The sequence below is a fragment of the Micromonospora sp. NPDC005252 genome, assembly GCF_042872475.1.
Classification (GTDB): Bacteria; Actinomycetota; Actinomycetes; order Mycobacteriales; family Micromonosporaceae; genus Micromonospora.
Genome location: NZ_JBIAKN010000012.1, coordinates 1 through 21,177, shown reverse-complemented (window position 1 = coordinate 21,177; position 21,177 = coordinate 1). Strand labels below are relative to the sequence as shown.

The 21,177-nt window shown below is 73.3% G+C and carries 21 protein-coding genes and 1 pseudogene; 13 read left to right on the top strand and 9 right to left on the bottom strand.

What is annotated here, in order from left to right; all coding sequences use genetic code 11:
* Positions 1 to 54: 54 nt before the first annotated feature.
* Positions 55 to 822 (bottom strand): enoyl-ACP reductase FabI, encoded by a 768-nt coding sequence (gene fabI, locus ACFYPH_RS26220; RefSeq protein ID WP_354861704.1) that lies wholly within the window; start codon positions 820 to 822, stop codon positions 55 to 57.
* 34 nt (positions 823 to 856) lie between these two features.
* A complete protein-coding gene (gene fabG / locus ACFYPH_RS26215; RefSeq protein ID WP_354861702.1) occupies positions 857 to 1,561 on the bottom strand; it encodes a 3-oxoacyl-ACP reductase FabG in 705 nt (234 codons plus the stop codon).
* A 155-nt stretch (positions 1,562 to 1,716) separates the two neighbouring features.
* Here fabG and ACFYPH_RS26210 point away from each other — a divergent pair, with 155 nt between their 5' ends.
* From ACFYPH_RS26210 to ACFYPH_RS26195, 4 genes are all read left to right on the top strand, one after another.
* Positions 1,717 to 2,946: a sensor histidine kinase gene (locus tag ACFYPH_RS26210; RefSeq protein ID WP_387185435.1), complete on the top strand. Its 1,230-nt coding sequence runs from the start codon at positions 1,717 to 1,719 to the stop codon at positions 2,944 to 2,946.
* Positions 2,943 to 3,605 (top strand): response regulator, encoded by a 663-nt coding sequence (locus tag ACFYPH_RS26205; RefSeq protein ID WP_387185433.1) that lies wholly within the window; start codon positions 2,943 to 2,945, stop codon positions 3,603 to 3,605. The genes ACFYPH_RS26210 and ACFYPH_RS26205 overlap by 4 nt, the downstream gene beginning before the upstream one ends.
* Before the next feature lie 58 nt (positions 3,606 to 3,663).
* Positions 3,664 to 4,005 (top strand): hypothetical protein, encoded by a 342-nt coding sequence (locus tag ACFYPH_RS26200; RefSeq protein ID WP_355067140.1) that lies wholly within the window; start codon positions 3,664 to 3,666, stop codon positions 4,003 to 4,005.
* A gap of 126 nt (positions 4,006 to 4,131) precedes the next feature.
* Positions 4,132 to 4,287, top strand: coding sequence for a hypothetical protein (locus tag ACFYPH_RS26195; RefSeq protein WP_354861697.1), 156 nt, complete (start codon positions 4,132 to 4,134; stop codon positions 4,285 to 4,287).
* A 75-nt stretch (positions 4,288 to 4,362) separates the two neighbouring features.
* Here ACFYPH_RS26195 and ACFYPH_RS26190 read toward each other — a convergent pair whose 3' ends face one another.
* From ACFYPH_RS26190 to ACFYPH_RS26180, 3 genes are read right to left on the bottom strand one after another with little or no spacing between them, the layout of a single operon-like run.
* Positions 4,363 to 5,313 (bottom strand): VWA domain-containing protein, encoded by a 951-nt coding sequence (locus tag ACFYPH_RS26190; RefSeq protein ID WP_387185429.1) that lies wholly within the window; start codon positions 5,311 to 5,313, stop codon positions 4,363 to 4,365.
* Positions 5,310 to 6,305 (bottom strand): DUF58 domain-containing protein, encoded by a 996-nt coding sequence (locus tag ACFYPH_RS26185; protein ID WP_355067175.1) that lies wholly within the window; start codon positions 6,303 to 6,305, stop codon positions 5,310 to 5,312. The genes ACFYPH_RS26190 and ACFYPH_RS26185 overlap by 4 nt, the downstream gene beginning before the upstream one ends.
* A complete protein-coding gene (locus ACFYPH_RS26180) occupies positions 6,284 to 7,390 on the bottom strand; it encodes a MoxR family ATPase (RefSeq protein ID WP_354861694.1) in 1,107 nt (368 codons plus the stop codon). The genes ACFYPH_RS26185 and ACFYPH_RS26180 overlap by 22 nt, the downstream gene beginning before the upstream one ends.
* A 240-nt stretch (positions 7,391 to 7,630) precedes the next feature.
* Between ACFYPH_RS26180 and ACFYPH_RS26175 the strand changes: the two genes are divergently transcribed.
* The 4 genes from ACFYPH_RS26175 (at position 7,631) to ACFYPH_RS26160 (ending at position 10,410) form a co-directional block, all read left to right on the top strand.
* Positions 7,631 to 7,861 (top strand): hypothetical protein, encoded by a 231-nt coding sequence (locus ACFYPH_RS26175; RefSeq protein WP_387185426.1) that lies wholly within the window; start codon positions 7,631 to 7,633, stop codon positions 7,859 to 7,861.
* On the top strand, positions 7,858 to 7,992 hold the full coding sequence (locus tag ACFYPH_RS26170) for a hypothetical protein (protein WP_354861690.1): 135 nt from the start codon (positions 7,858 to 7,860) through the stop codon (positions 7,990 to 7,992). The genes ACFYPH_RS26175 and ACFYPH_RS26170 overlap by 4 nt, the downstream gene beginning before the upstream one ends.
* A gap of 170 nt (positions 7,993 to 8,162) precedes the next feature.
* Positions 8,163 to 8,795 carry a PH domain-containing protein gene (locus tag ACFYPH_RS26165; protein WP_387185559.1) on the top strand — a complete coding sequence of 211 codons (633 nt, stop codon included), beginning with the start codon at positions 8,163 to 8,165 and terminating at the stop codon, positions 8,793 to 8,795.
* A gap of 43 nt (positions 8,796 to 8,838) precedes the next feature.
* Positions 8,839 to 10,410, top strand: a complete 1,572-nt coding sequence (locus ACFYPH_RS26160) for a PH domain-containing protein (RefSeq protein ID WP_387185424.1) — start codon at positions 8,839 to 8,841, stop codon at positions 10,408 to 10,410.
* Positions 10,411 to 10,539: 129 nt separating this feature from the next.
* Here the strand turns inward: ACFYPH_RS26160 and ACFYPH_RS26155 are convergent, their stop codons facing one another.
* Positions 10,540 to 11,598, bottom strand: a complete 1,059-nt coding sequence (locus ACFYPH_RS26155) for a phosphatase PAP2 family protein (protein WP_387185421.1) — start codon at positions 11,596 to 11,598, stop codon at positions 10,540 to 10,542.
* Between the two features lie 138 nt (positions 11,599 to 11,736).
* Between ACFYPH_RS26155 and ACFYPH_RS26150 the strand changes: the two genes are divergently transcribed.
* Complete coding sequence (locus ACFYPH_RS26150; protein WP_355067138.1) at positions 11,737 to 12,141, top strand: hotdog domain-containing protein; 405 nt, start codon at positions 11,737 to 11,739, stop codon at positions 12,139 to 12,141.
* Positions 12,138 to 12,968: an MBL fold metallo-hydrolase gene (locus ACFYPH_RS26145; RefSeq protein WP_387185418.1), complete on the top strand. Its 831-nt coding sequence runs from the start codon at positions 12,138 to 12,140 to the stop codon at positions 12,966 to 12,968. The genes ACFYPH_RS26150 and ACFYPH_RS26145 overlap by 4 nt, the downstream gene beginning before the upstream one ends.
* Before the next feature lie 19 nt (positions 12,969 to 12,987).
* On the opposite strand, the gene ACFYPH_RS26140 is transcribed toward ACFYPH_RS26145, so the two are convergent.
* The gene (locus tag ACFYPH_RS26140; protein ID WP_387185415.1) at positions 12,988 to 13,923 is read right to left on the bottom strand and encodes a carbohydrate kinase; all 936 of its coding nucleotides are present in this window, start codon (positions 13,921 to 13,923) and stop codon (positions 12,988 to 12,990) included.
* A gap of 147 nt (positions 13,924 to 14,070) precedes the next feature.
* A complete protein-coding gene (locus tag ACFYPH_RS26135) occupies positions 14,071 to 15,222 on the bottom strand; it encodes an XdhC family protein (protein ID WP_387185412.1) in 1,152 nt (383 codons plus the stop codon).
* Positions 15,223 to 15,710: 488 nt separating this feature from the next.
* On the opposite strand from ACFYPH_RS26135, the gene ACFYPH_RS26130 reads away from it, so the two are divergent.
* Complete coding sequence (locus tag ACFYPH_RS26130; protein WP_387185409.1) at positions 15,711 to 16,865, top strand: lytic polysaccharide monooxygenase; 1,155 nt, start codon at positions 15,711 to 15,713, stop codon at positions 16,863 to 16,865.
* 85 nt (positions 16,866 to 16,950) lie between these two features.
* Here the strand turns inward: ACFYPH_RS26130 and asnB are convergent, their stop codons facing one another.
* Positions 16,951 to 18,912 carry an asparagine synthase (glutamine-hydrolyzing) gene (asnB, locus tag ACFYPH_RS26125; protein ID WP_354863278.1) on the bottom strand — a complete coding sequence of 654 codons (1,962 nt, stop codon included), beginning with the start codon at positions 18,910 to 18,912 and terminating at the stop codon, positions 16,951 to 16,953.
* Between the two features lie 133 nt (positions 18,913 to 19,045).
* On the opposite strand from asnB, the gene ACFYPH_RS26120 reads away from it, so the two are divergent.
* A complete protein-coding gene (locus ACFYPH_RS26120; protein ID WP_387185406.1) occupies positions 19,046 to 20,527 on the top strand; it encodes an aminopeptidase P family protein in 1,482 nt (493 codons plus the stop codon).
* 294 nt (positions 20,528 to 20,821) lie between these two features.
* Positions 20,822 to 21,177 (top strand): annotated as a pseudogene (locus ACFYPH_RS26115) (hypothetical protein); the annotation flags it as partial.

The window sequence follows — 21,177 nt, the reverse complement described above, 5'->3', positions numbered from 1 at the left end:
GGTCCGGACGCGTAGATCACGCGGACGGCGACCAGGGAGCGTCGCGGAGCAGTGTCAGGAACCGACGGCGTGGTAGCCGCCGTCGACGTGCACGATCTCGCCGGTGGTGGCCGGGAACCAGTCGGAGAGCAGCGCCAGGCAGGCCCGGGCGGCCGGCTCCTGGTCGGTGAGGCTCCAGCCCAGCGGGGCCCGCCCGGCCCAGGCCTCCTCGAACTGGTCGAAGCCGGGGATCGACTTCGCGGCGATGGTGCGCAGCGGCCCGGCGGCGACCAGGTTGCTGCGGATGCCCTGCTTGCCCAGGTGCATGGCGAGGTAGCGGGACGCGGACTCCAGGCCGGCCTTGGCCACGCCCATCCAGTCGTAGACCGGCCACGCCTTCGTCGCGTCGAAGGTCAGGCCGACCACCGCGCCGCCGGCCGACATCAGCGGCAGCGCCGCCATGGCGAGCGACTTGTACGAGTAGGTGGAGACGTGCAGGGCGGTCGCCACGTCCTCCCAGGGCGCGTCGAGGAAGCCACCCCCGAGGCAGCTCTGCGGGGCGAAGCCGATCGAGTGCACGACGCCGTCGAGACCGTCGACGTGCTCCCGTACCCGGTCGGCGAGGCTGGCCAGGTGCTCGGTGTTGGTCACGTCGACCTCGATCACCGGCGCGGGCTCGGGCAGCCGCTTGGCGATCCGCTCGACCAGGGAGAGCCGTCCGAAGCCGGTCAGCACGACCTGCGCGCCGTTCTCCTGGGCGAGTTTCGCCACCGAGAAGGCGATCGAAGCCTCGGTGATCACACCGGTGACGAGCAGCCGCTTACCGGCGAGCAGTCCGGACATGCAGGGTTTCCTCCGTACGTTGTCGAAGCGCTGGTCAGTGGCCCATGCCGAGGCCGCCGTCGACCGGGATCACGGCGCCGGAGACGTACCCGGCGCTGTCCGAGGCCAGCCAGGTGACCACGGCGGCCACCTCGTCCGGGCTGGCCATCCGGCCGGCCGGGATGGACTTGCGGATCTCCGCCTTGCGGTCGTCGCTGAGGCTGGCGGTCATGTCGGTGTCGATGAAGCCGGGCGCCACCACGTTCGCGGTGATGTTGCGGCTGCCCAGCTCCCGGGTGATCGAGCGGGCCACGCCGACCAGGCCGGCCTTGCTGGCGGCGTAGTTGACCTGACCCGCGCCGCCGGAGAGACCCACCACCGAGGAGATGAAGATCATCCGGCCCCACTTGGCCCGCAGCATCTTGCCGGAGGCCCGCTTGGCGACCCGGAACGCGCCGGTGAGGTTGGTGTCCAGCACACCGGTGAACTGCTCCTCGGACATCCGCAGCAGCAGGGTGTCGTCGGTCATGCCGGCGTTGGCGACCACCACCTCGACCGGACCCAGCTCGGCCTCGACGGCGGTGAACGCGGCGTCGATCGAGGCCGCGTCGGTGACGTCGGCCCGCACGCCGAACAGCCCGTCGGGGGCATCGCCGCTGCGGTGGGTGACCGCCACCCGATCGCCCTGCTTGGCGAAGGCCTGCGCGATGGCCAGGCCGATCCCCCGGTTACCCCCGGTCACCAGCACGGTACGGGCCACGGTTCCCCCTTGCGAATGGTCAGCACGGACGCGTCGGAGCCTAGGCGTTACCGGCAGGTAAGCGCTAACGGGAGCCGCGTCACACCGTGGTACGACACCGGGATCAACCCCTGGTGGCACGCCCCGTGATGGGCTCTGCCCGTAGCCTCCGGGTGGTGAACCGGCAACCGATCGCCGTGGCCCTGCGGGCGTTGCGGCAGACCCTGTGGGGCCCGGACGCCCCGCCCGGTCGACCGCTGCTGGCCCGCTGGCCCCGGCTCGCCCGACCCGCCGCCCCGGTCGGGCTGCTCGCCGCGCTCGGCCTCTTCTGGATCACGCTCACCGTGGAGAGCAACTGGGGTCTGCCGGTTCCGATCGCGGTGCTGTTCGCGGCGCTGACCGTGGCGCCGCTGCTGGCGCTGCCCCGGCGTCCGCTGCTGGCCTGGCGGCTCACGGTGCTGGCCCTGCTGGTGTGCACGTTCAACGCCCCGGCCGACCTGCCCGGACCGTGGACGCCGCCGCTGGCGCTCGGCTCGGTCGCGGTGGTCGCGGTGGTCGTCGCGCGGGTCGACCGGCCGGTGCTGGCCTGGGTGGTGGCGATCACCGCGGTGCCGGTACTCACCCTGGTGCGCGCGGAGAACCGGGCCGCCGTCCTGGCGCTGCTCGGCGCGCTGGCGATCGTCGGTGACCTGATCCGGCACAACCGGCTGTCCCGGCGGGCGCTCGCCGCGCAGACCGAGCTGAGCGAGCGGGAGCAGGAGCGCCGCGCGGTGCTGGAGGAGCGCACCCGGATCGCCCGCGAGCTGCACGACGTGGTGGCCCACCACATGTCGCTGATCGCGGTACAGGCCGAGACCGCGCCGTACCGGCTGACCGACGTGCCGGCACCGGCGGCCGCCGAGTTCGCCGCCATCGCCGGCTCGGCCCGCGACGCGCTGACCGACATGCGGCGGCTGCTGGGGGTGCTGCGCAGCGAGGCCACCGGTCCGCAGACCGCTCCGCAGCCCGACCTGACCGACCTGGGCCCGATGGTGGACGCGGCCCGTCGCGCCGGGCTGCCGGTGACCCTGGACGTCGACCCGCTGGGCGACGGGCGGGTGCCCGCGCCGGTCGGGCTGGCCGCGTACCGCATCGTGCAGGAGGGGCTGGCGAACGCGGCCCGGCACGCGGCCGGCGCCGCGGTGCGCGTCACCGTCCGCGCCCGCCAATCCGGTCTGGGAGTACGCGTCGAGAACTCCCCGACCGACGCCCGACCGACCGCCGACGGCAGCCCGGGGCACGGGCTGACCGGCATGCGGGAGCGGGCCACCTCACTGGGCGGTACGTTCACCGCCGGGCCGCTGCCCGACGGCGGTTACGCGGTGGCGGCCGAACTGCCGTACGAGCCGGAGAGCGGAGACGCATGATCAAGGTGCTGATCGCCGACGACCAGGCGATGGTCCGGCAGGGCTTCGGCGCGTTGCTCGCCGCCCAGCCGGACCTGCTCGTGGTGGGTGACGCAGCCGACGGCGCGCAGGCCGTCACCGCCGCCCGCCGGCTCGATCCGGACGTGGTGCTGATGGACGTGCGGATGCCGGTCATGGACGGGCTGGAGGCCACCCGCAAGCTGCTGGGCGACCGCTCGGCGCAGCGCCCCCGGGTGCTCATCCTCACGACGTTCGACCTGGACGACTACGTGTACGAGGCGCTGCGCGCCGGTGCCAGCGGCTTCCTGCTCAAGGACGCGCCGGCGGCCGACCTGGTGCAGGCGGTGCGGGTGGTGGCGGCCGGGGACGCGCTGCTCGCCCCGGCGGTGACCCGCCGACTGATCGCCGAGTTCGCGGCCCGCCCGGACCGCCGCCGACCCCGCCCCACCGACCTGGCCGGGCTCACGCCCCGCGAGACCGAGGTGCTGCGGTTGATCGCCCGGGGGCGCAACAACGCGGAGATCGCCGGTGACCTGGTGGTGGCGGAGCAGACCGTGAAGACGCACGTGGGGCGGATCCTGGCCAAGCTGGGGCTGCGCGACCGGGCCCAGGCCGTGGTGCTGGCGTACGAGACGGGTCTGGTCGCCGCCGGCGAGTAGTCCCACAGGGCCAGCCGGGAAACGGCTCCCCGGGGCGACGCCCGCGACCCGTGTCACGGTGACGGCGCTCACCGCCCGGGGTGGCCTGGCCCTGCCCGGGCTGCACACCGCGCCGGACGGTCCGGCGTGGGTGCTGGCCCGGTTCTGCTGGCTGCCCCTGCTCGCCGCGGTGCTGGTCACCGTCGTGCGCACGGGCCGCCGGCACGGGTCGGCGGACCGCCCCGACCGGTGGCGTCGGCCGGGCGGTGGAGCGGTTGCCGACCGGTCGGCCGAGTGCGTGCCGGCGCCGGCTCAGGTGTACGCTCATCGACGTTCCGGCCCGGCCGACTTGCAGGAGGTGATCGCTGTGCGAGATAGCGATCCTCCTAGTCGTGGCCGGGCCGATGGTCAGCCCCGCTGAGCCACGACTCAGTCTGGCGAGCTGACCCCGCTCCGCTCCCCCACCGCCTCGGCTGACGCCGGGGCGCGTGTGCCGCGCCGTCCGGTCACCGGACGGTCGCCGGGAGCCGCCCGGTCACGACTTCGTGTGCGCGTCCCCACCCCCTGCGGTCCGCCCCCCGCACGCGGACCGTCCAGCCGCCACTCGGAGCCGTCCATGAGCCGCTACGTCGCCCCGCTGGGCTTCACCCTCGCCGCCGTCTGGGTGGCCGTCGTCTTCGTCCTGGCCGGCGGCGGTCACTGACCGCCGCCGGCCCGTTCACTTCCCCGGCCGTTCGCTGCCTGTCTCTTCCCTGGTCGTCCGCTGCCCTGGCCGCCCTCAGAGCATCCGCGACGACCAGAGCAGGCTGAGCGCGCCGGCGCAGAGCGCCAGCAGCAGGGCCAACCCCGCGTACCACTGGGTCACCTCGCGCGGCTCGGTGCGGAACCCGATCGAGCTGCCCATGTCCTGGTAGACCTGCTTCAGCTCGCTCACCGAGGCCGCCTCGTAGAAGTAGCCCTCGGTGGTCTCGGCCAGCTCCGCGAGGGCGAGCCGGTCCACCGGCACCCGCTGGAGCTGCCCACCGATGTCGACCTGACCGGTGTCGGTGCCGAACGCGATGGTGGAGACCGGCACGTTGGCCGCCTGCGCGGCAGCCGCCGCCTCCTCCACCGACCGGCCGGAGGTGCGGAACCCGTCCGACAGCAGCACGATCCGCGCCGGTGGGATACCCGCCGCGCCGTCGGCCGGCACCGACCGGATCGCCTCCAGGCAGGTGAACACCGCCTCGCCCGTCGCGGTCGCCTCGGCCAGCACCAGCCCGTCGATCGCGGCGGTCACCGCGTCCCGGTCCTTGCCCGGCGGGACCAGCACGTTGGCCGCCTTGGCGAACGCGACGAGACCCAGGTTGTAGCTCTCCGGCAGCTCGCCCACGAACTGCTTGGCCGCCTCCTGCGCGGCCTCCAGCCGGTTCGGCGCCACGTCGTCGGCCTGCATGGACAGCGACACGTCGATGGCGAGCATCACCGTCGCCCGCTCCAGCGGCTCCTTGGTGTCCACCGCCGGACGGGCCAGCGCCGTGGCGAGCACCAGCAGGCAGAGCAGGAACGCGGTCGCCGGCACGTGCCGCCGCCAGCCCAGACCCTTCGGCGCGACGGTCCGCAGCAGGTCCACGTTGGTGAACCGCATCGCGTACGCCCGGCGGTGCAGCTGCCGCCAGATGTAGAACGCGGCGAGGGCGAGCACCGGCAGCACGGCCAGCAGCCACCACGGTTGCAGAAAACGGATCATCGTGTCGTCCCCCGGGTGCGGGCGTGCCGCTGCGCGGCCACGAAACGCACCATGTCCAGCAGCCAGTCTCGGTCGGTACGCAGACGCAGGTGGGCCGCGCCGGCGCCACGCAGCGCGGCGGCGATCGTGGCCCGTTGGGCGGCGGCGGCCTCGGCGTAGCGCTGCCGCAGCCGCGGGTCGGCGGTCTGCACCTCGTGCAGCTCACCGCTCTCCGGGTCGACCACCGGCAGCACCCCCACGTCGGGCAACTCCAGCTCGCGCGGGTCCACCACCTCGATCGCCAGCACGTCGTGCCGGACGCGCAGCTTGCGCATCGGCCGGGCCCACTGCTCGGTCGGCGCCAGGAAGTCCGAGACCACCACGGCCACCCCGCGCCGCCGGGGCGGGCGGTTGAGCATGTCGACAAGCGCGCCCAGATCGCCCCGGCCGGGCTGGATCGCGGTGCCGGCGACGGCCCGCAGCAGGCCCTGCGCCTCCTTGCGGCCGGAGCGGGCCGGCAGTCGGGTGAGCACCCCCGGCCCGACCGGCGGCGGGCCACCGCGCCACCGTCGCGCCGGTGCGGACGCGCCGCCACCGGTGCCGATCACCGCGCCGATCCGGTTGCCGCCGCGCACGGTCAGATGGGTGATGGCGGCAGCGGCGGCCACCACCACCTCCCGCTTGAGCCACTGCCCGGTGCCGAAGTCCAGGCTGGCCGAGAGGTCCAGGGCCAGCCACGTCTCCAACTCCCGGTCCGCGACCGTGCGCCGCACGTGCGGGGTCGTGGTACGCGCGGTCACCGGCCAGTCCATCCGGCGTACGTCGTCACCGGGGCGGTACTCCCGCGACTCGCCCGCCTCGCTGCCCGGCCCCGGGAGCAGGCCAGCGTAGTCACCCTGGAGCAGACCATCGAGCTTGCGGGTGACCAGCAACTGGAGTCGGGACAGCACGGCCTCGCTGCGGTCGGGGGCGGGACGAGGGGTGGGTGAGGTCACGGCCGCTGCCCGGGCCAGCCGGCGCCCGGCGGCGGGGTACTCGGCGGCGGGGTGGCCTGCTGTCGGGGCGCGACGGCCGGGAGCGGGATGGTCGACATCACCCGGTGCACGATGTGGTCGGCCGGCACGTCGTCGGCGAGCGCGTCGTAGCTGAGCACCAGCCGGTGGCGCAGGATGTCCGGGGCGATGTCCTGCACGTCCTGCGGCAGGGCGTAGTCGCGCCCGCGCAGCAGCGCCAGCGCGCGGGTGGCCCGGACCAGACCGAGCGAGGCGCGCGGGCTGGCCCCGTACTGGATCAGCTGGGCGACGTCCGGCATGCCGTGCTCGGCGGGTGCGCGGGTGGCCAGCACCAGGCGCACCGCGTAGTCGACCAGCGCGTTGTGCACGAAGACCTGGTCGGCCTTGCGTTGCAGGGCGATCAGCTCGGGGGTGTCGAAGACCGCCGTCGGCTCCGGGGCGGTCACGCCCATCCGGTAGACGATCTCCCGCTCCTCGGCGTCGGTCGGGTAGCCCACGACGATCTTCATGAGGAACCGGTCCCGCTGCGCCTCCGGCAGCGGGTAGACGCCCTCCTGCTCGATCGGGTTCTGGGTGGCCATCACCAGGAACGGATCGGGCACCCGGTGGCTCTCCCCGCCGATCGACACCTGGCGCTCGCTCATGACCTCCAGCAGCGCCGACTGCACCTTGGCCGGAGCGCGGTTGATCTCGTCGGCGAGCAGGAAGTTGACGAAGACCGGGCCCAGCTCGACGTCGAACTTCTCGCTCGACTGCCGGTAGATCCGGGTGCCCATGATGTCGGCCGGCACCAGGTCCGGGGTGAACTGCACCCGGGCGAAGGACCCGCCGACGACCTTGGCGAGGGTCTCCACGGCCAGGGTCTTGGCCACGCCGGGCACGCCTTCGAGCAGGCAGTGACCCCGGGCGAGCAGCGCGACGAACATCCGCTCGACCATCCGGTCCTGCCCGACGATCACCCGTTTGATCTCGAAGAGCGCCTTCTCCAGCAGGCTGGCGTCCTGCGCGGGTGTGGTCACCGGTGCGGGTGTGTCCGGTGCCGTCCCGTTCGGCGTCGGGGCGTCGGGCGTGGTCGGCTGGGCCACCGGTCCTCCACAGCGTTGGTCGGTCGTCGCGGCTGGTGCGGTATCAAGCCTCGCACGCCTTCCTGAGTGCCGAGGTGGGGAGAAGCCGATTTTCGCCGCGGGCGTCCAATGCCCGAATCGCGTGTCACGGGTGGACAGGGACCGGCCCGCCGTGTGTACGATTCACCCCGTCGCCGGGCGGCTCCCCCCGTGGCCGCCCGGCGCTCAAGCTTTCCGTCCGGCCGCCCTAGACTGGCCCGGATGAGCCTCCCCTCCCCTGCCGACGAGCCCCTGGTCTGCTCGGCCCGGGGCTGCCGCGGCCCCGCCGTCTGGGCGCTGGAGTGGAACAATCCGCGCCTGCACACCACCGATCGGCGCAAGACCTGGCTGGCCTGCGCCGAGCACCGCGGCAGTCTCGGCGAATTCCTGAACGTTCGCGGCTTCCTTCGTGCCGTCACTCCGGTGCCCGGATCGCCTACCCTCGACACGTGAGCGAGCGCAGCGAGCGACCGATGAGGCACGGCAGCGGGGCGCTCCGCGCCGCCGACGGGCAGGGCGAGGCGGCGGCACACGGCGCACGGATCGTGCGGCGTCGCGGCGTGCGGAACGGCGCCCGCCGGTGAGCGCGGAGGACCGCGTCGACCGCCCGACCTCCCCCGACCCCACCTCCCCGGCCAGTCCGCCGCCACCCGGCGTCGCGCCGCCACCCGGCGCGTTCCCGGCGCCCGGCACACTCGGCCCGGACCCTTCCCCACCGGACGTGTCGTGGCCGGCCCCGCTGCCGCCGAGCGCCCTGCCCCCGCCCGGCGGGTACGACGCCGCATCGCCTCCGCGCGGCGGGTACGACGCCGGTCCGCCCCCGTCCGACCTGCCGTCGCCTGGTCTCCTGCCGTCGGGCACGGGCCCGGTGCCCCACTCCGGTCCGCAGTCGTCGGGGCGAGGGCCGCTGGAGCCCTGGCCGGACACCGTCCGGTGGCAGCCGATCTCCACCAACCTGATCTGGGTGGAGCTGATCCGGCTCGCGGTCGTGGTGGCCATCGGCCTGGCGGTGACCGCGATCGGCTGGGCGCTGAGCGGCCACTGGCTGTTCGGGCTCGCACTCGCCCTCGTGGTGGTGCTCGGCGCGTGGCGGGCCATAGCCATCGTCCGCGCGGTACGCGCCTGGGGCTACGCCGAGCGCGACGACGACCTGCTGGTACGGCACGGGCTGCTGGTCCGGCGGTTGTCCATCGTCCCGTACTCCCGCATGCAGTTCGTCGACGTGAGCGCCGGTCCGCTGGAGCGTGCCTTCGACCTGGCCACGGTGCAGCTGCACACGGCGGCGGCCGCCAGTGACGCGCGGGTGCCGGGGCTGCGTCCGGCGGAGGCGTCCCGACTGCGCGACCGGCTCACCGCGCTGGGCGAGGACCGGGCGGAGGGGCTGTGACCGCCCGCGCGGGTGACCGTCGGCACCGCCGAGAGCCGGCCCGATGAGCGACGGTCCCGCCGAGCCGGACACCCGGCCTCCGCTGCCCGCCGGCAGCGCGCCTCCCGCCGGCGCACCGCCTGCCGCCGGCAGCGCGCCTGCCGCCGGCGCACCGCACCCCGTTGGCCCGCCCACTCCGCCACATCCCGGTCCGCCTGCTCCGCCGTACCCCGCGGGACCGCCTGGGGTGCCGTACCCCGCGGGGCCGTCTGGGGTGCCGCCCGGGGCGGTCTACCCCTGGCCGGCGTCGCCGGGCGGCGGTGACGGTGAGCCGCGGCAGCGGCTGCACCCGCTCAGCCCGCTGCTGCACGGCGCCAAGTCGCTGGTCGTGGTGATCGCGGGCTTGTCCTGGTCGACGCTGTCGCGGGTCGGCTTCGGCTGGTTCGCCGCCATGGTGGTGGTGCTGGCGCTCGGCGCGACCGTGCTGTCGGTGATCAGCTGGTACAACACCGGCTACCACGTGGTGGGCCGCGAACTGCGGGTGCACGAAGGGCTGCTCTGGCGGCGTACCCGCGCCATCCCGCTGGAGCGGTTGCAGGCCGTGGAGGTGGTCCGGCCGCTGCTCGCCCAGCTCACCGGCCTGGCCGAGCTGCGCCTGGAGGTGGTCGGCGGAGGCAAGACCGAGGCGCCGCTGGCGTACCTCGGAGTGGCCGACGCGGCCCGCCTGCGCGAGCGGCTGCTGACGCTCGCCGGGCGGACGACCCCGCCGCCCCCGCCCGGCGTCACCGCGTCTTTGACGGAACCCGGGACGCCGACGGCCGCGGCGGGACGACCGCTGCACGCGGTGCGCAACCAGAACCTGCTGGTCAGTCAGTTGCTCACCCCGCAGGCGTTCCTGCTCCCGTTCGGCGTGGCCTTCGTCGTGGTGCAGTTCGTCACCGCCGGGTCGTGGTCCTTCGTCGCGGTGGCGAGCACGCTGACCGCGATGGCCGGTGTGCTGCTGCAACCGATCCGCCGGGTGCTCGACGACTGGAACTTCCGACTGGCCCGCGACGGCGGCACCCTGCGGGTGCACAACGGCCTGCTGGAGACGCGCGCGCAGACCGTGCCGCTGGACCGGGTCCAGACCGTGCGGGCCACCTGGCCGCTGCTGTGGCGGGTCAACGACTGGCTGCGGCTGCGGTTGGAGGTGGCCGGCTACTCCGTGGCGGAGGCCGACGACCGCAACCGGCCGGACCGGCTGCTGCCGGTCGGCGACCTGCCGACCGCCACGATGATCGTCGCCGAGGTGCTGCCGGGCGTACGCCTGGACGCCCTGACGCTGAGCCCACCACCGCCCCGGACGCGCTGGCTGCACCCGCTCGGGCGCGGCGCGCTCGGGGCGGGCCTGTTCGAGCGGGTCTTCGCCACCCGGTCCGGGCTGCTCACCCGGCAGTTGGCGATCGTGCCGTACGCGCGGATCCAGAGCGTGCGGGTGGTGCAGGGGCCGGTGCAGCGCCGACTGGGGCTGGCGACCGTGTACGCGGACACCGCCGGCGGCTCAGGCGCGGCCGCCCAGGACCGGGACCTCACCGAGGCGTGGGCCCTGGCAGCCGAGCTGACCACCCGAGCAACCAAAGCCCGCCGCACGCCCTAACCCCCACCCCATCCCTCCGGTGATCATGAAGTTATTGCCCCGACACGCCGAGCGGACGGCCAATAACTTCATGATCGACGGGGGCAGGGCGGGGGCAGGGCAGGGCAGGGCGGGGCTGGGCGGGGTTGGTCAGTGGTCGGCGGGTATCGCTGGTTGGTCGCTTGGTGTGGGGTGTCTGTCGGCTGATGGTTCGGGGGCGACGGTCTGCCCTGGTGGTTCGTCGGCCGCCCCCGCTCGGCGGGCCCGTAGCGCCGTCCAGCCGCGCTCGGCCAGGCCGACGACCAGGTAGGTGAGCCCGACGTACGTCCAGCCCACCAGCACGTCGATCACGTAGTGCTCACCGGAGTAGACCAGGGTGAAGGTCATCGCCAGCGGGTACGCGAGCAGCAGCGGCCACCAGCGGCGACGGGTGGTGGTCAGGAAGAACAGCACCACGAACAGCGCCCACGCGGTGTGCAGCGACGGCATCGCGGCGACCGGGTTCGAGGCGATCTGGCCGGCGTTGAGCACGTTGCCGGCGCCGTGCATGCCGAACGCCTTCCAACCCCGGGTGGAGATCCGGGCGACCTCGGTGAGCAGGCCGTTCTGCGCCGCCCACCACGGCGGGGCGGCCGGGTACACGAAGTAGGTCACCAGGCCGGCGGCGCAGAGGAAACCCCAACGCCGCATGTACGCGGCCCAGCGGCGCCGGTCGCGCAGCCATAGCACCGCGGCGGCGGTCAGCGCCACCACGAAGTGCGAGAAGTACACCCAGCTCGCCGCGACGTCCCACCAGTGCACCTGCGGGCGGTAGAGGTGCTCCTGCAACCAGATGGTGGGCACCTCACCGCCGGTGGCCCAGCCGAACATGAACCGGTCGGCGACGATCAGCTCCATGGCGTGCGGTGTGGCCCCGTTGTCGGCGAACCCGCGCGAGAGGTTGTAGACGACGAACAGCAGCACCACCGGCACCCAGTCCCGGGCGAAGCGCAGGTGGCTGCGCCACGGCCGCTCGCTGTTCCAGGCGATGGTCGCCAGCCAGATCCACACGAAGGCGTACGCGGGGTCGGTGGGCAGCCCGATCGCCAGCCAGGCGGCGACGAAGGCGACCGCCCAGATCGTCATGGCGACGATGCGCCGACGGCCCCCGTCCGGGGACGCGGGCGGGTCGGTCCGGGCGGGGGGTTGGGGGTCAGTCACGACGGCCATCGCGGTCAAGGTTAACGACGGGTACGGCATCGACCGACGGGGACCACCCGGCGAAGCCGTGCACACGTGGACGGCGGTCGGTGTGCGGATCGTCGGGCGCGTGCGCGACGGGCTCGGCGAGCACCTAGGCTGACGACCATGCAGGAGCAGCCCGAGCCGGCCTTCGCGCCGGGTCTGACCGCCCAGGTCGAACTGACCGTCACCGACACGGACACCGCCCAGGCGGTCGGTTCGGGGGACGTACCGGTGCTGGGCACACCCCGGGTGCTCGCACTCGCCGAGGCGGCCACCGTCGCGGCCACGGCGGCCACGCTGCCGCCCGGGTCGACAACTGTCGGCACCCGGGTCGAGTTGGAGCACCTCGCGCCGACGGTGGTCGGGCGCACGGTACGGGCGCAGGCGCTGCTCGCGGCGGTCGACGGTCGCCGGTTGTCGTTCGAGGTCACCGTCGCGGACGGCGACCAGACGGTGGCCCGGGGCCGGGTCGACCGGATCCTGGTGGACCGGCAACGCTTCGTCGACCGGGCCGGGCGGTCGTCGTGAGCGCCGGGTTCAGCGAGGTCGCCGACCGGGTGTACGTGCTGCGCGAGCCCCTGCTGCGGGTCAACGTCACCCTGGTCGTCGGCGACGACGAGGCGCTGCTGGTGGACACGCTCTCCTCGGCCGGGCAGGCCACCGAGCTGGCCGCCGCCGTCGGGCGGGTCACCGACCGTCCGCTGACGCTTGTCAACACCCACCACCACTACGATCACTGCTTCGGCAACGCCGTCCTGGCCGGCGACCCACCCCGCCCGGTGTACGCGCACGAGCGGGCCGCCGCGGCCCTGCGCGACGAGCCGGAGCGGCTGCGCCGGGAGGCGTACGAGGAGGTGCGCACGGAGCACCCGGAGCTGGCAGCCGAGCTGGCCGACACCCCGCTGCTCGCTCCGACGCACATGGTGCACACCGAGACCGCACTCGACCTGGGTGGCCGGCGGGTGCTGCTGCGGCACCCGGGGCGCGGGCACACCGACGCCGACGTCGTGGTGCACGTGCCCGACGCGGACGTGCTCGTCGCCGGCGACCTGGTGGAGCAGAGCGGCCCGCCCGCCTTCGAGGACTCGTACCCCCTGCAGTGGCCGGACGCGGTCGCGGACCTGCTGCGGCTGACCACCGCGCGCACGGTGGTCGTGCCGGGCCACGGCGACCCGGTGGACGTCGGGTTCGTCCGCGCCCAGCACGCCGAACTGGCGCGACTGGCCTGGCTGATCCGCGCCGCGCACACCGGCGACGCGCCACCGGAGCGGGTGGCCGCCGAGGCGCCCTTCGGTGCCCGCGCCGCCCTGATCGCCGCCCGCCGCGGCTACATCGAACTGAACGGAACGGTCTGACCCCCCACCCCGGCGCGGGTCAGGGTTCGAAGCGGCGCTCGACGTCGGTGCGGGTGGGCATGGCGGTGGCGCCGCCCGGGGATTCGCAGACGAGGCCCGCCACCCGCAGCGCGAAGGCCACCCGCTCGACCCAGCCCGCCGGGTCGTCGGGCTCGCCGTCGAGAAGCAGGTCGGCGATCAGCGCGGCCATGACCGAGTCGCCGGCGCCGGTGGCGTCGATGGCGTTGACCTTGGGGGCCCGCACCCGTACCGGATCCGCACCGGCGGCGGCCAGCACCGCGCCGGCCGCACCGAGCGTCACCACCACCGTGGCCGCGCCCAGCTCACGCAGGTACGCGGCCACCCCCTCGACCGGCTCGCGCGGGTAGAGCAGCGCGGCGTCGGCGGTGCTCAGCTTGACCAGGTGCGCGCCCGCGGCGAACTCGGCCACCACCTCGCGCAGCCCCTCCAGCGCGGCCGGCCCGTCGAGCAGGTGGGGGCGTACGTTCGGGTCGAAGACGCGCAGCCCGGCGGCGAGCGACCAGGCCCGGCGCGCGGCGGCCAGGGTGCGCGGTTGCACCAGCACGACCGAGCCGCAGTAGAGCACGTCCGCGCCCTCCAGCAGCGCCAGGTCCAGCTCGTCGGCGCCGAGCAGGCTGTAGGAGGGCGGCTCGCCGTAGAAGCGGAAGTCGGGTTCCGGCCCGTCGTACGTGACCACCGCGAGCGCGGTCGACGCCGGCACCGTGACCGCACCGGCGAGACCGACGCCGACATCGGTCAGGAAGCCGCGGATCCGCCCGCCCAGCACGTCGTCGCCGAGCGAGCCGACGAACTGCGCCGCACCGCCGAGCCGGGTCACCCCGACGGCGACGTTGAGCGGCCCACCGCCGATCGCCTGCCGGTAGACCCGTTCCCCGTCGCGCTCGGTGTCGAGCAGGTCGACGAGCGCCTCGCCGAACACCACCGCGTACCCCATCGAAGTCCCTTCGTCGTCAGCCGGCAGCGTCCCGGCGTGCCGCACGCCGGCCCGCCGAGGGAACGATCGGGCGGACATGGTCCGCTGGCACCAGGCTGGCACAACGGACGCCCTGCTGGGCGGCGAAGACGCGGTACCGGTGCGGCGTCAGCCCGGGTGGTGGATCGGCCCGTCGAGCGCGGACAGGGGCCGGCCGCTGCCGCCCCAGCGGGCGGCGACGATCTGCGCGGCGACGCTCACCGCGGTCTCCTCGGGCGTACGACCGCCGAGGTCCAGCCCGATCGGTGAGGCGAGCCGGTCGAGCTGCTCCGGGCTGAGCCCGGCCTCGCGCAGCAGCTTGTGCCGCTCGTCGTGGGTACGCCGCGACCCCATCGCGCCGACGTACGCCAGCGGTTGGCGCAGGGCCAGCGCCAGCAGCGGCACGTCGAACTTCGGGTCGTGGGTGAGTACGCAGACGACGGTGCGCGCGTCGACCCGGCCGGCGTCGACCTCGGCCCGCAGGTAGCGGTGCGGCCACTGCACCACCACCTCGTGCGCGTCCGGGAAGCGCCGCCCGGTGGCGAAGACGGCCCGGGCGTCGCAGACGGTCACCTGGTAGCCGAGGAACGCGCCGATCCGGGCCACCGCGGCCGCGAAGTCGATCGCCCCGAAGACGATCATCCGGGGCGCGGTGGCGTACGCGGCCACGAAGAGGCTGAGGCCGGCGCCCCGGCGCTGCCCGTGGTAGCCGTACCGGAGCACGCCGCTGTGCCCGGCGGCGAGCAGTCCGAGCGCGTCGTCGGTCGCGGCGTCGTCCAGCCGGTCGTCGCCGAGCGAGCCGGTCACCTGCCCACCGGTCAGCACCAGCCGTCGGCCCAGTCGCCCCGCCGGGTCGGTCGGGGCCGCGCCCGGGGGGTCGCCGGCGTCGGCGGCCACGCAGGTGATGACCGCGGCCGGTTCGCCGGCCCGTCGCGCGGCGGCGACCGCGTCCACCTGCGCGAGGGCGCCGCCGTCGATCCGCTCCACGAACACGTCCAGCATCCCGCCGCAGGTCAGGCCCACGGCGTACGCCTCGTCGTCGCTGACGCCGTAGTGGACCAGCTCGGGTACGCCGGTGTCGAGCACGTGGCGGGCGCGCTCGTAGAGGTCGGCCTCGACGCAGCCGCCGGAGACGCTGCCGGTGACCGTGCCGTCGGCGGCCACGAGCATGGCGGCGCCGGGCGGCTGGGGCGCCGATCGCCAGGTGGCGACGACGGTGGCCAGGGCGACCGGCTCGCCGGCGCGGCAGCGGCGGTGCAGGTCGTCGAACACGTCGGACACGCGCTGCCGCCTCCTTCGTCTCGTCGCCGTCCGGTCCCGCCGTACGACCGACAGGGCGAGGTGCGCCGCCCCGACGCGGGAGATCTGCCCGGACGGCCGTCGTCGCCGTGGGGATGCAGACCATCACTATAGGAGAGATCCCGCCGATCCGATCCGGAGACGGGTGAGCCGACGACGGCACGACGGGCCGCGTCACCCGCGTTTTCACACATCGAGGATCGACTATTGCGCCGGCGACGGTCGCGTGGTGGGATGACGCGTACCGGGCGGTGCGAGGGCTGCCGCGCCGCCGGTTGCCGGGTTGGTTCGACGCGAGGGCACCGGTCCAGGACAGGACCGTTGATGGCGTGTGTCCGCTGGCCGCTCTTCGGCCGGGGCACGTCACTGTGATCGCCGCAACCGCCCGCACGGCGCTGCGACGACACCACAACCCCACCCGATTGCGGCGGGGCGGCTCGGGCGGCACGCCTCGCGAGTCAGGAGAACCCGTGAACCGTTCCCGTACGGCCGCGTTGCTCACCGCGGCCCTTACCCTCGCGCTGGGCGCCGTAGCCCTGGCGTCCAGTCCGCAACCGGCCGCCGCGCACGGCGCGGCGATGACGCCGGGCGCCCGGACCTACCTCTGCTGGCAGGACGGCCTCAGCCAGACCGGCGAGATCAAGCCGAACAACCCCGCGTGCGCCGCCGCGGTGGCGCAGAGCGGGACGAACTCGCTCTACAACTGGTTCAGCGTGCTGCGCTCGGACGCCGGTGGTCGCACCACCGGCTTCATTCCGGACGGGCAGCTGTGCAGTGGTGGCAACACCGGCTACCGGGGCTACGACCTGCCCCGCACCGACTGGCCGCTGACCCACCTGACCTCCGGCGCGCGACTGGACTTCCGGTACAGCAACTGGGCGCACCACCCGGGCACCTTCTACTTCTACGTCACCAAGGACAGCTGGAGCCCGACCCGGGCGCTGGCATGGAGTGACCTGGAGGAGCAGCCGTTCCTGACGGTGACCAACCCGCCGCAGCGCGGCGGCGTCGGCACCAATGACGGTCACTACTACTTCAGCGGCAACCTGCCGTCGGGCAAGAGCGGCCGGCACATCATCTACTCCCGCTGGGTGCGCTCGGACTCGCAGGAGAACTTCTTCGGCTGCTCCGACGTGGCCTTCGACGGCGGCACCGGCCAGGTGACCGGTGTGGGTCCGGGCGGCTCGAACCCGCCCACCACCCCGCCGCCGACCACGGCTCCGCCCACCACGGCTCCGCCCACCACCCCGCCGCCGACCACGCCGCCGCCCACGACGCGGCCGCCGACCACCCCGCCGCCGACCACGCCGCCGCCGTCGACCGGTGACTGCATGGCCGTCTACAAGGTGACCAGCGCCTGGCAGGGCGGCTTCCAGGGCGAAGTCACGATCATGAACCACGGCAGTACGCCGTTCGCCGGCTGGACCGCGAGCTGGACCTGGCCCAACGGGCAGGTGATCAATCAGATCTGGAGCGCCACCCAGACGACGTCCGGCGCCTCGGTGACGGCGACGAACGTCTCGTACAACGGCACGGTCGCACCCGAGGGCACGACCACGTTCGGCTTCCTGGCCAGCAGCACAGGAACGAACGGCATCCCGACGGTGACCTGCGCGCGCCGCTGAGGTTCTGAAATGATCAAGAGGTTTGCGTCACCCGGAGTCACTCGGGTGACGCAAACCTCTTGATCGACAGGGTGGGGTCGCTGGATCAGCGGACCATGGAGCCGACCACCGGCTTCGTCAGCAGAGCCGACTGGTTGCGCTGGATGCCCGGGTCGAGCGTCTTGGCCACGAAGATGGCGTGCCAGATGCAGAAGATCAGCACCGTCCACACCTTGCGGGAGTGGTCGGCCTCCTCCCGCTTGTGCTCGTCGAGCAGCCGCAGCGCGTACGACAGGTCGAGCAGGTCACCCGCGCCCGAGGTGCTCAGCACGTGCCGGGCCCACTCGTACATCTCGCCGCGCAGCCAGACCCGGGTGGGCGTCGGGAAGCCCAGCTTCTTACGGTTGACGATCGCCGGCGGCACGACACCCTGCAACGCCTGACGCATCGCGTACTTGGTGGCGTCGGAGCGCGGCGGCAGCTTGAGATCCACCGGAATCTTCGCCGCGACGTCGAAGACCTCGCGGTCGAGGAACGGCACCCGCACCTCCAGCGAGTGCGACATCGAGATCCGGTCGGCCTTGACCAGGATGTCGCCGCGCAGCCAGGTGTAGAGGTCGACGTACTGCATCTTGGTGACGTCGTCCAGCTCGGTGCACTCGGCGTAGATCGGCGCGGTCACGTCCGTGTAGCGCACCGAGGGGTCGTAGCGGCGCAGCAGGTGCTGCTTCTCCTCCTCGGTGAACATCCGGGCGTTGCCGTAGTAGCGCTCCTCGATCGGGGTGGTGCCGCGCTCCAGGAAGCTCTTGCCCTTGACCCCCTGCGGGATCGCCTTGGAGACCGCCCGCAGGCCCTTCTGCACGCCGCCGGGCAGGCCGTTGACGGTGCCGAGCGACAGCGGCTCCCGGTAGATCGTGTAACCGCCGAAGAACTCGTCGGCCCCCTCGCCGGAGAGCACCACCGTGACGTGCTCGGCGGCCTTCTTCGCCACGAAGTAGAGCGGCACCAGCGCCGGGTCCGCCACCGGGTCGTCGAGGTGCCAGACGATCTTCGGCAGCGCGTCGATCATGTCCTGCGGACCGATCTTGGTGGGGATGGTGGTGACGTCCAGGTGCCGGGCCGACTCCTGCGCGACGTCGATCTCCGAGTAACCCGGCACGTCGTAGCCGACGGTGAAGGTGAGGATGTTCGGGTTGAACTCGCGGGCCAGCGCGACGACCGCTGTCGAGTCGATGCCGCTGGACAGGAACGACCCGACCGGCACGTCGGAGCGCATGTGCATGCGTACGCTCTCGCGCAGCGTCTCGCGGATCTCGTGGTAGAGCTTCTGCTCGTCGTCGACCGGCGCGGGCCGGAACACCGGCCGGTACCACCGGCGTACGTCGATCCGCCCGCCCGGGGACCAGGTCAGGTACTCCCCCGAGCCGATGCGGCTGATGCCCTTGTGCAGGGTGCCGGGCTCGGGAACGTACTGCAGCGTCAGGTAGTGGCTCAGGTTGGCCGCGTCGACACCCGCGTCGCCCTGGTAGTTGCTGTGCGCGAACGGCAGCAGCGCCTTCTTCTCCGACGCCAGGTAGAGGCCGTCGGCGGTCTCCAGGTAGTGCAGCGGCTTGATGCCGAAGTAGTCGCGGGCGCCGAACGCGCGCCGTTCCTGCCGGTCCCAGATGACGAAGGCGAACATGCCACGCAGGCGGGTGAGCACCTGCTCGCCCCAGTAGTGGTAGCCGGCGACGATCACCTCGCCGTCACCGGCGGTCGCGAACTGCGCGCCGAAGTTCCGGACCAGCTCGTCGCGCAGCTCGATGTAGTTGTAGATCTCACCGTTGAAGGTGAGCAGATAACGGCCGTTCGCGTAGGGCAGCGGCTCGTGACTCGACGCGACGTCGATGATGGCGAGCCGCTTGTGGGCGAACACGCCGTCCGCGTACCGGCCGGAGGCGTCGCCGACCACCTCGACCCCTGTCTCGTCGGGGCCGCGGTGGTGCAGGCATTCCAATGCTCCGGCGATGTGGTCGCGGTGCGCGGCGGCGTTGCCGTTCGCGCTGAAGAAGGCCAGGAGTCCGCACATGGTGGTCATCTTTCCACGCGGTCCGTCGGCCCGTCGCAGCCGTCCGTCGATCCGGAGCGCTCCCGGCCGCCACCAACACGAACCGGGCACGCGGTACCGTCGGGACCAGCAACGACGCGGAGGGAGCGGCGCAATGACCGAGGAACGCACCGACGGTACGCCGACAGACGGCACGGAATCGCACGATCCGGACTTTCCGGATGCGTTCCTGTCCTTCATGCGGCAGGGCTGGCGGGACACCGAACTCCCGGTCACGCCCCGTCCCGAGGCACCCAACTACGCCAAGCGCCGCGCCGCGCTCTCGGCGGCCTTCCCCGGCGAGACACTGGTCATCCCGACCGGCGGCGAGAAGGTCCGCGCCAACGACACCACCTACCCGTTCCGGCCGGGCAGCGACTTCGCCTACCTGACCGGCGACCACGACCCGGACAGCGTGCTGGTGCTGCGCCCGAACGGCTCGGGGCACGACGCGACGCTGTTCATGCGGCCCCGCTCGTCCCGGGAGACCGACGAGTTCTTCCGCAGCCGGCACGGCGAGCTGTGGGTCGGCCGGCGACACACCCTCGGCGAGAAGGCCACCGAGCTGGGCATGCCCACCGCCGACCTGAGCGGCCTGGAGGCGGCGCTGGCCGACCTGGCACCCGGTCGCACCCGGGTGCTGCGCGGGTTCGACGCCCAGGTCGACGCGGCCGTCCGCCCGTACGACGGGGTCCGCGCCGAGGGGCAGCCGCCCCGCGACCGGGAGCTCGCGATCGCCATCTCGGAGCAGAAGCTGGTCAAGGACGAGTGGGAGATCGCCCAGCTTCAGGACGCCGTCAACGCCACGGTGCGCGGCTTCGAGGACGTGGCCCGGATCCTCCCCGCCGACCGCGCCGTCTCGGAGCGACTGCTGGAGGGGATCTTCGCGCTGCGCGCCCGCCACGACGGCAACGACGTCGGGTACGGCTCGATCGTCGGCGCCGGCGAGCACGCCACGATCCTGCACTGGGTGCACAACCACGGCGCCACCCGTCCCGGTGAGCTGCTGCTGATGGACATGGGCGTGGAGAACCGCAACCTCTACACCGCCGACGTCACCCGGGTGCTGCCGGTCGACGGCCGGTTCACCCCATTGCAGCGCCAGGTCTACGACGCCGTGTACGCCGCGCAGCAGGCCGGCATCGACATCATCAAGCCCGGCGTGGCGTTCAAGGACGTCCACCTGACCGCCATGCGGGTCCTCGCCGAGGCGCTCAAGGACCTCGGGCTGCTCCCAGTGAGCGTGGACGAGGCGATGGACCCGGCCTCGACGATCTACCGCCGGTGGACGCTGCACGGCACCAGCCACATGCTCGGCATCGACGTGCACGACTGCGCCAACGCCCGCAAGGAGCACTACCGCGACGGCGCGCTCGGCGAGGGCTATGTGCTGACCGTCGAGCCGGGGCTGTACTTCCAGCCGGAGGACGAGCTGGTCCCCGAGGAGCTGCGCGGCACCGGCGTGCGGATCGAGGACGACATCCTGGTCACCGCTACCGGCGCGGTGAACCTCTCGGCCGGCCTGCCGCGCCGCTCCGACGAGGTGGAAACCTGGCTGGCCGAGCAGCGCGAGGCGGGTCCGCGCCTGCCCGGCTGACCCGGTACGACCCCCGGCGGGCCCCGCCCCCGGTGCCAGCGACGTTTTCCGTCGTCCTGACACCGGTGGCGGGGCCCGTCGCTGTTTGCGCTGCCCAGGGCCTTTCTTCACGCCCTGCGCCCCGGTGTACCCACCCGACCGACGTGAGGCGAATGCGGGGTTTTTTCGGATAAGTCCGCCTCGCGAGGATCCTTCTCATACGGTGTGGATAACAGGCTGCAACCCATTTGTAGCTGCTCGTGCCGCTCAAGTGGTACGAGCCCGTCTGGTAGCAGGAAAGGGCGGAAGGCTCTGATGTCCAACGACGTAACGACTCCCGACGGCGGGGCCCCAGCGGCCGCGCCGTCGACTAGGCGACGCAAGCTGTGGGTCGCCACCGGCGTGGCCGGCCTGACCGGCGTCGTCGGTCTGGCGGCACTGGGTGGGCTGGCTGCCCGTGACCACAAGCCCGACGACGCACAGCGGGCCAGCGACTCGCAGGCGGCGCCGAAGCAGAACGTCAGCGACGCCGGCCAGGCCGAAGGCCAGGACGACGGTAAGGACCGGGATGAGCGTGGCAAGGACCGGGATGAGCGTGGCAAGGACCGGGATGAGCGTGGCAAGGACCGGGACGGGCGTGGCGAGGACCGGGATGAGCACGGCAGGGTGCG

Bases quoted from the DNA above. Each gene is read 5' to 3' on its own strand.
- ACFYPH_RS26190 (WP_387185429.1), bottom strand. From the start codon at position 5,313: ATGATCCGTTTTCTGCAACCGTGGTGGCTGCTGGCCGTGCTGCCGGTG.
- ACFYPH_RS26120 (WP_387185406.1), top strand. From the start codon at position 19,046: ATGACCGAGGAACGCACCGACGGTACGCCGACAGACGGCACGGAATCG.
- ACFYPH_RS26150 (WP_355067138.1), top strand. From the start codon at position 11,737: ATGCAGGAGCAGCCCGAGCCGGCCTTCGCGCCGGGTCTGACCGCCCAG.
- ACFYPH_RS26140 (WP_387185415.1), bottom strand. From the start codon at position 13,923: ATGGGGTACGCGGTGGTGTTCGGCGAGGCGCTCGTCGACCTGCTCGAC.
- fabI (WP_354861704.1), bottom strand. From the start codon at position 822: ATGTCCGGACTGCTCGCCGGTAAGCGGCTGCTCGTCACCGGTGTGATC.
- ACFYPH_RS26175 (WP_387185426.1), top strand. From the start codon at position 7,631: ATGAGCCTCCCCTCCCCTGCCGACGAGCCCCTGGTCTGCTCGGCCCGG.
- ACFYPH_RS26205 (WP_387185433.1), top strand. From the start codon at position 2,943: ATGATCAAGGTGCTGATCGCCGACGACCAGGCGATGGTCCGGCAGGGC.
- asnB (WP_354863278.1), bottom strand. From the start codon at position 18,912: ATGTGCGGACTCCTGGCCTTCTTCAGCGCGAACGGCAACGCCGCCGCG.
- ACFYPH_RS26155 (WP_387185421.1), bottom strand. From the start codon at position 11,598: ATGGCCGTCGTGACTGACCCCCAACCCCCCGCCCGGACCGACCCGCCC.
- ACFYPH_RS26160 (WP_387185424.1), top strand. From the start codon at position 8,839: ATGAGCGACGGTCCCGCCGAGCCGGACACCCGGCCTCCGCTGCCCGCC.